The 12,308-nt window shown below is 75.7% G+C and carries 9 protein-coding genes and 1 pseudogene; 4 read left to right on the top strand and 6 right to left on the bottom strand.

Annotation, left to right across the window (positions count from 1 at the left end; all coding sequences use genetic code 11):
* The first annotated feature begins 5 nt into the window (after positions 1 to 5).
* Positions 6 to 974, top strand: a complete 969-nt coding sequence (locus tag ACLWS4_RS30235) for an NAD-dependent epimerase/dehydratase family protein (protein WP_416875782.1) — start codon at positions 6 to 8, stop codon at positions 972 to 974.
* Positions 975 to 1,138: 164 nt separating this feature from the next.
* Here the strand turns inward: ACLWS4_RS30235 and ACLWS4_RS30230 are convergent, their stop codons facing one another.
* Positions 1,139 to 2,176 carry an aldo/keto reductase gene (locus ACLWS4_RS30230; RefSeq protein WP_074005803.1) on the bottom strand — a complete coding sequence of 346 codons (1,038 nt, stop codon included), beginning with the start codon at positions 2,174 to 2,176 and terminating at the stop codon, positions 1,139 to 1,141.
* 119 nt (positions 2,177 to 2,295) lie between these two features.
* Here ACLWS4_RS30230 and ACLWS4_RS30225 point away from each other — a divergent pair, with 119 nt between their 5' ends.
* Positions 2,296 to 2,916, top strand: a complete 621-nt coding sequence (locus ACLWS4_RS30225) for a TetR/AcrR family transcriptional regulator (protein ID WP_117492889.1) — start codon at positions 2,296 to 2,298, stop codon at positions 2,914 to 2,916.
* A gap of 705 nt (positions 2,917 to 3,621) precedes the next feature.
* Here the strand turns inward: ACLWS4_RS30225 and ACLWS4_RS30220 are convergent.
* Positions 3,622 to 4,173: pseudogene (locus ACLWS4_RS30220) on the bottom strand (TerD family protein); the annotation flags it as partial.
* 258 nt (positions 4,174 to 4,431) lie between these two features.
* On the opposite strand from ACLWS4_RS30220, the gene ACLWS4_RS30215 reads away from it, so the two are divergent.
* Positions 4,432 to 5,691 carry a pyroglutamyl peptidase gene (locus tag ACLWS4_RS30215; RefSeq protein WP_416875781.1) on the top strand — a complete coding sequence of 420 codons (1,260 nt, stop codon included), beginning with the start codon at positions 4,432 to 4,434 and terminating at the stop codon, positions 5,689 to 5,691.
* Positions 5,692 to 5,756: 65 nt separating this feature from the next.
* Here the strand turns inward: ACLWS4_RS30215 and ACLWS4_RS30210 are convergent, their stop codons facing one another.
* Positions 5,757 to 6,257 (bottom strand): inorganic diphosphatase, encoded by a 501-nt coding sequence (locus ACLWS4_RS30210; RefSeq protein ID WP_049652137.1) that lies wholly within the window; start codon positions 6,255 to 6,257, stop codon positions 5,757 to 5,759.
* 229 nt (positions 6,258 to 6,486) lie between these two features.
* Between ACLWS4_RS30210 and ACLWS4_RS30205 the strand changes: the two genes are divergently transcribed.
* Entirely contained in the window at positions 6,487 to 7,563 is a 1,077-nt protein-coding gene (locus tag ACLWS4_RS30205; protein ID WP_416875780.1) for a restriction endonuclease, read from the top strand.
* A 76-nt stretch (positions 7,564 to 7,639) separates the two neighbouring features.
* Here ACLWS4_RS30205 and ACLWS4_RS30200 read toward each other — a convergent pair whose 3' ends face one another.
* From ACLWS4_RS30200 to ACLWS4_RS30190, 3 genes are all read right to left on the bottom strand, one after another.
* Positions 7,640 to 9,535 (bottom strand): CocE/NonD family hydrolase, encoded by a 1,896-nt coding sequence (locus tag ACLWS4_RS30200; RefSeq protein WP_416875779.1) that lies wholly within the window; start codon positions 9,533 to 9,535, stop codon positions 7,640 to 7,642.
* 261 nt (positions 9,536 to 9,796) lie between these two features.
* Entirely contained in the window at positions 9,797 to 10,621 is an 825-nt protein-coding gene (locus ACLWS4_RS30195) for a Mut7-C RNAse domain-containing protein (RefSeq protein ID WP_082345763.1), read from the bottom strand.
* Positions 10,622 to 10,733: 112 nt separating this feature from the next.
* Positions 10,734 to 12,011, bottom strand: a complete 1,278-nt coding sequence (locus ACLWS4_RS30190) for an MFS transporter (protein ID WP_416875778.1) — start codon at positions 12,009 to 12,011, stop codon at positions 10,734 to 10,736.
* Between the last annotated feature and the right edge of the window lie 297 nt (positions 12,012 to 12,308).

Below are 12,308 nucleotides of genomic sequence, written 5' to 3'. Positions count from 1 at the left end.
TCCGAATGCGCATTCTGGTCATCGGCGGCACCCGCTTCATCGGATTCCACTTCGCCGAGGCGGCACTGGCCGCCGGGCACGAGGTCACGGTGGTGCACCGGGGCCGCTCCGGCGCCGGACTCCTCCCGGACGCCACCCACCTGATCGCCGACCGCGACGCCGACCTGTCCGCGCTGCGCGGCCGGCACTGGGACGCCACCGTCGACCTCTGCGCCTACTACCCGCGCCAGGTCCGGGAGTTGGCGGCCGCCCTCGACCCCGGCGCCGCCGGGCGCTACCTGCTGGTCTCCTCGCTCTCGGTGTACGACGTCCCGGCCGCCCCGGGCTACGCCGAGGACTCCGCCCTGCTCCCCGCCGACGGCCCGGAGGCCGAGGAGATCACCGCCGAGACCTACGGCGTCCTCAAGGTCCAGTGCGAGCGCGCCGCCCGGCAGGCCTTCGGCCCGGAGACCCTGCTGGTCCGCCCGACGTACGTGATCGGCCCCCGCGACTACACCCACCGCTTCGACTACTGGGTGGAGCGCCTCGCCCGGGGCGGCGAGGTGCTCGCCCCGGGCCGGCCGGACGCGCCGCTCCAGGTGGTCGACGTCCGCGACCTCGCCGCCTGGATGCTCGCCCTGCTGGAGCGGGGCGCCTCCGGCGCCTACCACGCCGCCACTCCCCCGCCGTTCGGCATCGGCGACCTGCTCGACGCCGTCGCCGCGGCGGTCGCCCCGCCCGGCACCACCCTCACCTGGGTGGACGAGGACTTCCTCCGGGCCGTCGGCGTCCAGGAGCGCGCCCTCCCGCTCTGGCCCGCCGACCCGGAGAGCCGCGCCACCAGCACCGCCGACCCGGCGGCCGCCCTCGCCACCGGCCTCGCCCTCCGGCCGGTGGCCGACAGCGCCCGCGACATCCAGCCGTTCGAGCGCGTGCCGGGCACCCTCGACCCCGAGCGGGAGGCCGAACTCCTCGCCGCCTGGCACCAGCGGTAGCGGTAGCGGCGCCGACGCGGAGTCCACCGGCACGGGGCCGACCGCCGCCCCGCGACAGCCGGTCCGGCCCCGGCCCGGACATCTCCCGGGCCGGGGCCCACGCCGCTCGGGCCTCCCTCGCCTCCGCTGGTCGCCACGCCCCTCCCCGTCCCTCCCTGCGCGCCTCAGCCCGCCAGGGGCGGGTTGAGCCGGGCGAACGCCTCCTGCCGCCGGTACGGGAAGTACGGGTACGGCGCGGTGCGGGCGCTCGCCGCGTCCAGCCGGGCCACCTGCTCCTCCGTCAGGGACCAGCCGACCGCGCCGAGGTTCTGCCGCAGCTGCTCCTCGTTGCGGGCGCCGATGATGACCGAGGAGACGGTCGGACGGCGCAGCAGCCAGTTGATCGCCACCTGGGGGACGGTGCGTTCGGTCTCGGCGGCGACCTCGACCAGCGCGTCGACCACCCGGTACAGCAGCTCGTCCTCCACCGGCGGGCCGTAGTCGGCGGTGTCGTGCAGCCGGCTGCCGTCCGGGAGCGGCTGCCCGCGGCGGATCTTCCCCGTGAGCCGGCCCCAGCCGAGCGGGCTCCAGACCAGGGCGCCGACGCCTTCCTCCTGTGCGAGCGGCATCAGTTCCCACTCGTAGTCGCGGCCGACGAGCGAGTAGTAGACCTGGTGGGCGGCATACCGGGGGCGGCCGTGCCGGTCGGCGAGGGCGAGGGACTTCATCAGCTGCCAGCCGGAGAAGTTGGAGACGCCGGTGTAGCGGATCTTGCCGGCCCGGACCAGGTCCTCCAGGGTGGCGAGCACCTCCTCGATCGGGGTGCCGGCGTCGTAGGCGTGCAGCTGGAACAGGTCCAGGTAGTCGGTGCCGAGGCGGCGCAGCGCGTCGTCGACGCTCCGGACCAGCCGGGCGCGCGAGGTGCCGGCGTCCTGCGGGCCGTCGCCGGTGGGCAGTCCGGCCTTGGTGGAGATCAGCACCTGGTCGCGGCGGCCGCGGACCGCCTGACCGAGCACCTCCTCGGAGGCGCCGTCGGAGTAGACGTCGGCGGTGTCGAAGAGGGTGACTCCGGCGTCGATGGAGATGTCGAGGAGCCGGCGGGCCTCCTGGACGTCGGTGGTGCCCCAGGCGCCGAACAGCGGGCCGCGCCCGCCGAAGGTGCCGGTGCCGAGACTGAGCGCGGGCACCTTGAGTCCGGACGCGCCGAGCCGGCGGTACTCCATGTCGGTGGCGATGGTCATGGCGGATTTCTCCCCTCGAAGCCCCTAATGGGACCGCTGTTCCGTTAGGATGCTCTGAACCTAGCAGAGTCCACCCATCTAATGGAACAGGAATCCCGTTAATGGCCGTCGAGCCCTCCACGCCCGGCACGGTCCGCCCCGGCGGCCGGACCGCCCGGGTCCGCGCCGCCGTCCTGCGCGCCGCCGAGGACGCCCTGGTCGAGCGCGGCTTCAGCGGCCTCGACCTCGGCGACATCGCCCAGCGGGCCGAGGTCGGCCGCACCACCGTCTACCGCCGCTGGGGCAGCACCACCGCGCTGGTCGCCGACCTGCTCGCGGACATGGCCGAGCAGTCGCTGCCGCGCACCGACAGCGGCTCCCTCGCCGGGGACCTCCGGGCCAACGCCCGGCTCGTCCGGCGCACCCTGGCCGACCCCCGGCAGGGCGCGCTGTTCCGTGCCGTCATCGTGGCGGCGACCTGCGACCCGGACGCGGCCGAGGCCCTGCGGCACTTCTACCGGCGCCGGGTCGAGGAGTGGGCGCCGTGCGTCGCCGCGGCCGTCGAGCGCGGCGAACTCCCGCCGGACACCGACGGGTTCGAGGTCGTCCGGGCGGTCTCGGCGCCGCTCTACTACCGGATGCTCACCACCGCCGAGCCGCTGGACGAGGCGGCCGCGGACCGCGCGGCGGAGGCCGCCGAGGCGGCGGCCCGCGCCGGGGCGTACCGGCGCCGGGACGGCTAGGAACGCGAACGGCCGCACAGCGCCGAAGCGTTGTGCGGCCGCCGGGCGCGGCGAGGGCCCTGAAAGGCCGGAACGACGCTCCGACATCATCCGACCGACGGCGGGGGCCGCCGGGGGGGGCTCCCCCGGCGGCCCCCGCCGCGGCCGCGACCTGACGGTTCAGAAGACGGTTTAGAAGAAGCCGTCGTCCTCGTAGTAGTTGTTGACGACCACCTGCGGGTCGTCGTCGAAGGCCTCGTTCAGCAGCGCGCCGCCGACCAGGCCGGCCGCGCCGGCGCCGATCAGCGCGCCGGTGCCGAAGCGCCGTCCGCCCTGGGCCTGCTGGCCGGGCACCTGCGGCGGCTGGCCCTGCTGGACCGGCTGCGGGTAGCCCGCCTGCGCCGGGGTGTAGAACGGCGGGACGTTGGTCTGCACCCGCTGGGCGCAGGCCACGCAGGCCTCGATCTGGCGCGGCACGCCCCACTGCGGCGACCAGTACACCGCCGTGGTGCCGGCGCCGTGCGAGGGGTCGAAGAAACACGTCACGGGGTAACTCCCTGGTCCTTGCTGGGTCATCGGAACGGCGGGCGCGGCGGCGGGCAGCACGGCCGGCACCGGGGCCGCGACCGGCGCCGGCGGCGCGGCGGGCGGAGCCACGGGCGGGGCGGGCGGCGCGACCGGCGGCTTCACCGGGGCGGGCGGGGCGGCGGCGGGCGCCGGCTGCAGGACGTCCACCCCGAAGTCGGTGGCGATGCCCGCGAGCCCCTCGGCATACCCCTGCCCGACCGCCCGGAACTTCCAGTCCGCGCCGTGCCGGTACAGCTCGCCGAACACCATCGCCGTCTCGCTGCCGGCCTCCGACGCCACGTCGTACCGGGCCACCTCGGTGCCGCTGTCCGGGTCGAGGACCCGGATGTGGGCGCCGCGGACCTGCCCGAAGGACTGCCGCCGCTGCGCCGCGTCGTAGATCGCCACCGCGAAGACGACCTTCTCCACCCCGGCGGGGACCTCCGCGAGCCGGACCTCGACCTGCTCGCGGTCGGCGCCGCCGCCGGCCCCGCCCAGGTGGCGGACCGAGCCGTCCGGGCTCCGCAGGTTGTTGAAGAAGACGAAGTGCTGGTCCGAGGCGACCTTCCCGTCCGCCCCGCAGAGCAGCGCGCTGGCGTCCAGGTCGTACCCGTCACCGGCCGTCCAGCCCAGGCCCACCCGCACCACCCGCACCCCGGGGGCCTGCTTGCCCAGGGAGACGTTGCCACCCTTCGTCAGGGCCACGCTCATGGAACTTCCTCCACCACCGTACGAGTACCGCTGTTCGACCACGACAACGCTGTAGAACTCGCGGCGGTTCCCGGTCGAACCGCCGGCTTTCCGTCCGGGCCGGAACGCCGTCCCACCAGCGGCGGAACGCCGCCCGAGGGGCCCGCGGCGGCGCCTCCCGGTACCGGACGGGCCGGTCCGGCGGCCCTTGGACCGGCGTACGGCGCGCCGTGTCGGCACTCTGGCGGGCCGTCAGGTCCGGACCTATTGTCAGCGCACATGACATGTCTACGCCGCACCGCCGGACTGGCCGCCGCGCTCGCCGGAACCCTCGTCGCCCTGCTGGCCCCGGCCGCCGCCCAGGCCGCCCCGGCCGGCTGCCGCACCTCCGCCACGGTGCCGCTGGACGCCGAGCAGGCCCGCCTCCAGGACGCCCGCACGGCCGGCTTCACCGAGCGCTCCGGCCTGGGCGAGCTGCTCGGCGGCTTCCCCTCCGCGCTGTGCGCCGCCCGCAACGCCCGGCAGGCCGAGCGGGTGGCCGACACCTGGGGCCGGACGCTCTGGCAGGCGGGCGTGAACCGCGCCCAGGGCCGGCGGCCGAGCGGCGAACTGCCCGCCCGGGACGACCGCCCGCTGTACTGGACCAGGCTCGCCATGACCGTCCAGCTCGCCCGCTGGCAGCCCCGGTTCGACGTCGACCACGCCGCGCTGCGGGCCCGTTTCGAGGACGCTTCACGCGGCCTGGACGACGGTTTCAGCGCCGCCCCCGGCGTCCGGCGGATCTTCGTCAGCGGCTTCGACCCGTTCGGCCTGGACGCTGAGGCGCGCCGCGCCAACCCCTCCGGGTCCGCCGTCCTGCAGCTGCACGGGCAGCGGATCACCCTCGCCGACGGCAGCGCCGCCGAGGTCCGGGCGGTCGTCCTGCCGGTGCGCTACGGGGACTTCGACAAGGGCATCGTGGAGCGCGCCTTCACCCCGCACCTGCGGCCGGGCCGGCAGTCCGCCGACCTGATCACCAGCATCAGCCAGGGCTACCCGGGCAAGTTCACCCTGGAGGAGTGGGCCGGGCGCGCCCGCTCCGCCGACCCGGCCACCGACAACGTGGCCGCGCTCTCCGGCGGCACCTCCCAGCACCCGGTGGACGCCCCGGGGCTGGCCCCCGGGCCGCAGTTCGTCCGCACCACCCTGCCGACCGACGCCATGCGGGCCGTCCAGCAGCCCTTCCCGGTGCTGCTCAACACCTTCGTCACCGAGATCCCGGCGGGCGCCACCGGGCCGGTCTTCCGGCCGGACGGCCCCACCCCCGGCTCCCGCGCGGTCTCCGGTGGCGGCGGCGGGTACCTCTCCAACGAGGTCGCCTACCGCTCCAACCGGCTGCGCCTGTTCCTCGCCCCGGACCTCCCCGGCGGCCATCTGCACACCCCGGTCCTGAACGGCCTGCCGGCCGACCCGGACCGGCTCACCGCACCGGAGTTCGAGCAGAACGAGGCCGCGATCGGCGACGAGGTCCGCGCGATCCTGAGCGCCGCCAGGCTCTGACGGACCGTCCGGGCACGTCCCGGGGACGGTCCGCGGACGGTCCGGGGCGGCCCGGGGGGCGCCCGCTACGCCGGGTCGGCGAAGCGGGTGCCCGCCGCGCGGGCCCGCGACTCGGCGATCTCCGCGTAGGCGGCGTCGCGGCCCGCCCAGTGCGAGCCCTCGACGGACTTGCCGCGCTCCAGGTCCTTGTACACCTGGAAGAAGTGGGTGATCTCCAGCAGGTCGAACTCGCGCAGGTCGCCGATGTCCCGCAGGTCGGCGTAGCGCGGGTCGTGGGCCGGGACGCAGAGCACCTTCTGGTCCGGGCCGCGTTCGTCGCGCATCACCCACACGCCCACCGCCCGGCAGGTGAGCACGCAGCCGGGGACGGCCGGCTCGCCGCCGAGCACCAGGGCGTCCAGCGGCTCGCCGTCGCCGCCGAGGGTGCCCTCGACGTAGCCGTAGTCGGCGGGGTAGGCGGTGGCCGTGAAGAGGGTGCGGTCCAGCCGGATCCGGCCCGCCACGAAGTCCATCACGTACTTGTTCCGCGACCCCTGCGGGGTCTCGATCATGACCTCGAACTCCACCGCTGGCCTCCTCCTCGGCTCCTGGGGGGATTGTCCGCCGTCCGGACGGCCACCGGAAGCACCCCCGCCGTCGAGCCGCCCCCGCGCCGCCCGAGGCCCGTGCGCACGCCGGTACCCGTGCGCCAGGTCTCGATTGTGCGGCGGAAGTGACGGCCCGACAATTCTTCGTCCACGATTCCTCTACGGTGACGCCTGCAACAGCCGTCACCATGCAAGAGGGGGCACGCCCATGTCCCGGAGCCGGAAGCTCCACCGCCTCAGCAACCCCGACGCCGACGAACGCCGCGCCCAGCGCGCGCTCTTCCGTCACCTCCGCGACGACACCAACGCCAACCGCGGCCGGATGGCCCGGCGCGTCCGCGAACTCCAGCTCCTGCTGGCGATGGACCCGGTCGAGTTCGAAGGCCTCATCGCCCGGCTGATGGAGGCGATGGGCATGAAGGTCGAGCTCACCGCCCGGTCCCGGGACGGCGGGGTGGACGTCCGCGGCATCGACCCCGACCCGTTCCGCGGCGGCAACGTCATCGTGCAGGTGAAGCGGTACCGGGACACGGTGGCGCCCACCGCGGTGCGGGACCTGTACGGGACGCTGCGCCACGACCAGGCCGCGACCAAGGCCGTCCTGGTCACCACCAGCAGGTTCGGCCCCAGCTCGCACCAGTTCGTCGCGGGCAAGCCGATCACCCTGCTGAACGGCTCCGAGCTGGTCGGCCTGCTCAAGCACCACGGCTTCCACGAGGTCTTCACGGCCGTCCAGGACGAGGCCTCCGCCGAGGCCGGCGCCCTGGACGGACTGCCCGCGATCGAGGTGGCCGCCGAGCCCTCCCGGCTGCTCCTGCACTGGACCGGGGAGGAGGAGTACGACATCGCCGCCCTGGTCTGCCGGGGCAACGTGGCGCTCTCCGACGACCACCTGGTGTTCTACAACAACGGCTCCACGCCGGACGGTTCGGTGCGGCTGGTGACCGGCTACGGCGACGCGAACGCCTGCCTGATGGTCGACTTCGACGCGCTGCCCGCCGACGTCGACCGGCTGGTGGTCATCGCCGCCGCGGACACCGAGAACCACCCCGGGGCCACCATGGGCGGGTTCGCCGGGCCCGCGCTGATCCTGGAGGCCGGCGCCGGACAGGACGCGGCCGTGGTGCACCTGGCGGACGGCGCGGAGACCAACACCGCGATGCGGCTCGGCCGGTTCGACCGCGAGCCCTCCGGGGACTGGGAGTTCACCCCGGCCCTCGCCGGGTACCCGGGCGGGCTGCGGCAGGCCGTGACCGCGTACGGCCTGGAGGTCGTGGACGCCTGACCCGGCGCGGCACGACGTGAGGTGAGGTGCCGACGCGGGGCACCCGGCCGAGACCGGGTGCCCCGCGTCGCACCCCTCAGCGCACGACGGGCAGCTCCAGCGCCGAGCCGCGGTCGCCGCCCCAGCCGATCCGGTAGCCCGCCTTCCCGTCGGCCGGGAGCAGCTGGAAGGAGTCGGGGTTGGCGGCCGCGACGGTGAGCCGGATCCGCTCACCGGCCCGGAACAGCACCGAGACCGGCTGGAGGTCGATGGTGACGCGCTGCGCGCGGCCCTGCGGGAAGTCCTCGGCGTCCTCGGCCGCGTAGCTGCGCGGCGTGCGCAGCCGGCGCCAGTCGGGATTGTCCGAGCGGTCCGCCACTGCCCGGTCGGCCAGCGAGAGTTGACCCTCCGTCAGATAGGTGACCCGGCCGTCCGGCGCGACGTCCTCCAGGTAGACGTGCAGGGCGCCGCGGGCCGAGCCCGCCAGGCCGGTGACGTCGAGGGTGACCTTGCCGTTGCCGGTGACCCGGGTGTCGGCGCCCAGCGGTGCGGTGGTGTAGCCGAGCAGCTTGGCGTCGACGGCGGCGCGGTCGGGGTAACTGACCTCGTCGCCGCTGAGGTTGGTGTTCCAGCGGTCCAGCGGGCCGGTGCCCGCGGTCGGGTCGAGGAGCAGCTGGTCGGAGCCGCCGCGGCGGTCGTCCGCCCCGTCGACGGACGAAGGGCCCGTGGGCGGGTGGTCGGTGAGCGAGCGGCCCGCGCCGAGGTCGAACCGCCGGGTGCGGGTGCCGGGCACCGGCCAGCGGGTGGTGGTGCGCCAGACGCCCTCGTTGAAGGTGTAGTAGTGCACCCGCCGGGTGCCGTCGGGGCGGGCGTCGCCGCGGACGTAGCGGTCGAAGAAGTCGAGCACCCGCTGGTCGTTCTCCTGGTGCTCCTGCCCGGTGAGCGGGCGGGCGGGCTGGAACGGGTCGGCGAACCAGCCGGCGCCGTGGTTCCACGGGCCGATCCAGTCGTCCTGGGTGTTGGACAGGCCGGTGAACTGGGAGAGCACCCCGTTGGCGGTGCCCGCGTCGAGCCAGCCGGCCCTTGTCAGGACCGGCACCCCGCCGGCCTCGACGGCGTCGGTCCGCTCGCCGACGCTGCCGACCGTCCAGCTCTTCGGCCCGTCCCGGTAGTCGCGGTGGACGCCGGAGTGCGCCATCTCGACCAGGTTGGCGTTGTTCGCGTGCTCGGCGCGCGCGGCGGCGAGCAGGGCGGGGCCGTCGGGCCCGTCGACCGGCCGGGGCTGGAGGCCGGTGAGGCCGATGCGCGCGCAGAGCTGCCGGGTGTCCTCGTCCGTCTCGCAGGTGGTGCCGCCGGCCTGGTCGAGGATGCGCAGCAGCAGCGCGTACGGGGCGACCCGGGGTTCGATGAGCAGGCCGCCGGGGCGCACCAGGTCCTCGTAGGGGTCAAAGTCGTAGGAGATCGGGGCGGCGGCGGTGATGTGGTGGTTGCCGAGGGAGGTGGCGAGCATCGCGGTGTCGCCGCCGTAGGAGATGCCGGTGGTGCCGATCCGGCCGTTGGACCAGGGCTGGGCGGCGATCCAGTCGCTGAGCGGGCCGCTGTCGGCGGTCACGTCGGCGCCGAGTTCGGAGGTGAGGGTGCCGAAGGAGGCGCCGGTGCCGCGCAGGTCGGCGACCACGTAGGCGTAGCCGCGGGCGGTCCACCGCTCGGCCTCGCCACTGGTGCCGCCGGGTTGGCCGGCCTTGACCCTGGCCCGCCAGTAGCGCTGGGTGACCAGGACGGTGGGCAGGTCGGCGCCGGCCCGGGTGCCCTCGGGCAGGTAGACGTCGACGGCGAGGCGGACCCCGTCCGGCATGGTCACGTAGCGCGACCGCAGATGCGGCTCGGCGGGCCCGGACGGCCCGGCGGCGGCCGCCGGGGCGACCGAGAGCCCGAGCACGGCCGCGGCGGCGACCAGCGCCGCCAGCGGGCGGCGCAGCACTCCCCGCCTCATCGGACGGTCGCCTTCCGGGGGCCTTCCTCCGGGCGTGCCCCGCCGTCGGTCCCGGATACCTTGAGCAGCGGCGGTGGGTACCCCCCGGCCCCGTCCGGGGCGGTCGGCACCGCGGCAACCCCCGTGTCCGTGGTGCGGAAGGGCTGTTGCCCTGGCTGAGTACTCATACGACGACCTGGCCTCTCTCCTGCGAGCGAGTAGCGTGGTCTCGTCCCCCACCGCCGATGGGACCACGGGCGCCGGGCCGTCCGCCAGAGCGCGCTACCCTGAGACGACCCCGATCCGGCCCTGGCCCTCCCCGGACCCGTGGACCTCCCCGAACTCCCCGACCGGCCCGGGCTCCTGGCCCGGTCCGCCCGCCCGGCCTGGCCCGAAGTCGCGCACCGCCTCGGCGACGATCGCCTCCAGCCGGGCGTGGTGGGCGCCGCGCCAGTAGGCCTGGCCGCAGTCCTCGCACTGGGCGAAGGCGTCGTACGAGCGCTCGGTGCCGTCCCGCAGCTGCTCGCGCACCGAGGTCTTGGTGGCCGGGTGCAGCCTGCCGTTGCAGGCGGTGCAGCGGCTCCACGGGGCGAGCGGCGGCGCGAAGCGGGAGAGCACGTCGCGCAGTTGCTCGGCGGGGCGGTGGCTGTAGACATAGGCGCCGGCCCACAGTTCGCGGCGGCGCAGCAGGCCGCGGTCGCGGGAGAGCATGATCCGCTGCTCGGCGGCCGAGCGGGCGGCCAGGGCGGCGTCGCCGATGTCGGGGTTCTCGTACGCGGCGTCCACGCCGAGCAGGCGCAGCCGGCGGGCGAGGGTGCCGAGGTGGACGTCCAGCAGGAAGCGCGCCGGGACGGGCGAGGGCTGCGGCCTGGCCACGGCCCGGACGGTGATCTCCTCGCCGTCGGCCGGGACGTGGCTGTCGGGCACCGCCCGGCCGTCCACCAGCAGGGCGCCGACCTCGGTGAGCGGCACCCCCAGGGACTCGACGACGTGGCCGAGGGTGGAGGCGCCGTCGGTGCGCAGCGCGGTACGGCCGGCCCGCCGGGGCGCGGAGACGAAGAGGTGCAGCTCGGGGGCGAAGTCGAGCTGGATCTGGGGTCGGTCCACGCGGCCAGCATGCCAGCGGGCGGCGGCCCGGGGCCACCGGGTTTCCGGTCCGGTCCGGTCCGGTCCCGTCGGACGCTCCCCGGGCCGCCTTGGGGGTTCCCGTCCCGTACGGTCAGGCCCCCGGCGCCGCTCCCGCCACCACCGGGGGCGCCGGCGGTGACACCGCGTGACCGCGGTCCCGGGCCGCCCAGCGGGCGACCGGCCCCATCGCGTACCCCGCCGCGAGGAACACCCCGCCCAGGACCAGCCAGCCGGCCAGGCCCCCCTCCAGCAACAGCGCGGTGAGCAGCAGCGGTCCGAGGGTGCGGGCGACGGCGACGCCGGTGCCGAAGAAGCCCTGGTACTGGCCGATCCGCCCGGGCGGGGCGAGGTCGAAGGCGATCTGCCAGCTGCCGGCCGACTGCCGCATCTCCCCGGCCACCTGCAGGACGGAGGCGGCGACCAGCAGCACGCCGACCGCCCAGACCGGCACGTCCAGCGCGGACAGCCCGAACACGGCGCAGGAGCCGAGCAGCAGCAGCCCGGCGGAGCGGACCGCCCGGGCGGCCGGTTCCAGTCCGGTGATGCCGCGGGCCGCCCGGACCTGGAAGGCCAGCACCGCGAGGGTGTTGAGCACGAACAGCGCCGAGCCGAGCCAGCCGATCCCGGGGGCGCGCGCGGCGATCCAGAGCGGGATGATCAGGCTGAGCAGCGGCATCCGCAGCAGCAGGACGGCGTTGACCGCGGTGACGGCGGCGTACCGGCGGTCGCGCAGCACGGCCAGGCGCGGCCCGGCGTCCGACGGCCCGGTCGCGGGCGGGGCTTCGGGCAGCCGCCGCAGGACCAGCGCGCCGATCAGGAAGCCGAGCGCGGTGACGGCGAAGGCGGCCAGGTAGGCGGCGCGGGTGCCGACGCTGAGCGCGATGCCGCCGATCGCCGCGCCGACGGCCAGTCCGCCGTTGAGGGTCGACTGGATGTGGGCGAGCAGCGCGGTCCGCTGCGCGGGCGGCACCAGGGCGGCGACCAGCGCCTGCCGGGCGGCGGTCAGGCCGGACTGCGCGGTGGCGTAGAGGCAGACCGCGAGCAGGAACAGCGGGTAGGAGCGGATCACCAGGAAGGCGGCGACCACGGCCGCCGTGCCGAGCGCGAGCGCCATCGAGGTGCGGCGCGGGCCCCGCTGGTCGGCGAGGTGTCCGAGCGGGACGCCGGCGAGGGAGCCGAGCGCCCAGGCGAGGGTGAGGCCGAGCCCGAGGGCGGTCGGGGACATCCCGACCACCCGGGTGAAGTAGAGGGCGGAGCAGGTGTAGTACGCGCCGTCGCCCACGGCGGCGGCCAACTGGGCGGCCGCGAGGGTCCGCTGGGGCCCGGCGGGCGGCAGGGCGCCCCAACGGGCGGTTCGGTCGGACGGCATGCCCCTCCTTCACTCGTTCGCGGGCGCCACCGGCCGGAGGCGTCCGGGCGGTCGCCCGCACGCGCCCCCAGGGCCGTCAACGCCCCGCGGCCGTAAACGCCTCACGGACCGTCACCCTTGTTCGCGGCCCCCGGACGGGCGGCGCGCGGAGTCGGTCTTCGCAACCGCCGGTTCGGGTGCGCCCCCAGCCTACGGAAGAACCGGCCCAGTGGAACGGTCCAGTGATCAAGGAATTTCCTGGGCCAATTCCCCCTGCCGCCGCACCGTCGACCGACCCCTGAACCCGCGTGCGAGGGG

The organism is Kitasatospora sp. SC0581, assembly GCF_048159585.1.
Taxonomy (GTDB): Bacteria; Actinomycetota; Actinomycetes; order Streptomycetales; family Streptomycetaceae; genus Kitasatospora.
The sequence above is the reverse complement of the archived record's forward strand: the minus strand, read 5'-3'. Positions and strand labels throughout refer to the sequence as shown.

What these genes read in the sequence shown, in the direction of transcription:
- ACLWS4_RS30235 (WP_416875782.1), top strand. Translation starts at nt 6, where the DNA reads ATGCGCATTCTGGTCATCGGCGGCACCCGCTTCATCGGATTCCACTTC.
- ACLWS4_RS30230 (WP_074005803.1), bottom strand. Translation starts at nt 2,176, where the DNA reads ATGGAGTACCGCCGGCTCGGCGCGTCCGGACTCAAGGTGCCCGCGCTC.
- ACLWS4_RS30225 (WP_117492889.1), top strand. Translation starts at nt 2,296, where the DNA reads ATGGCCGTCGAGCCCTCCACGCCCGGCACGGTCCGCCCCGGCGGCCGG.
- ACLWS4_RS30215 (WP_416875781.1), top strand. Translation starts at nt 4,432, where the DNA reads ATGACATGTCTACGCCGCACCGCCGGACTGGCCGCCGCGCTCGCCGGA.
- ACLWS4_RS30205 (WP_416875780.1), top strand. Translation starts at nt 6,487, where the DNA reads ATGTCCCGGAGCCGGAAGCTCCACCGCCTCAGCAACCCCGACGCCGAC.
- ACLWS4_RS30200 (WP_416875779.1), bottom strand. Translation starts at nt 9,535, where the DNA reads ATGAGGCGGGGAGTGCTGCGCCGCCCGCTGGCGGCGCTGGTCGCCGCC.
- ACLWS4_RS30190 (WP_416875778.1), bottom strand. Translation starts at nt 12,011, where the DNA reads ATGCCGTCCGACCGAACCGCCCGTTGGGGCGCCCTGCCGCCCGCCGGG.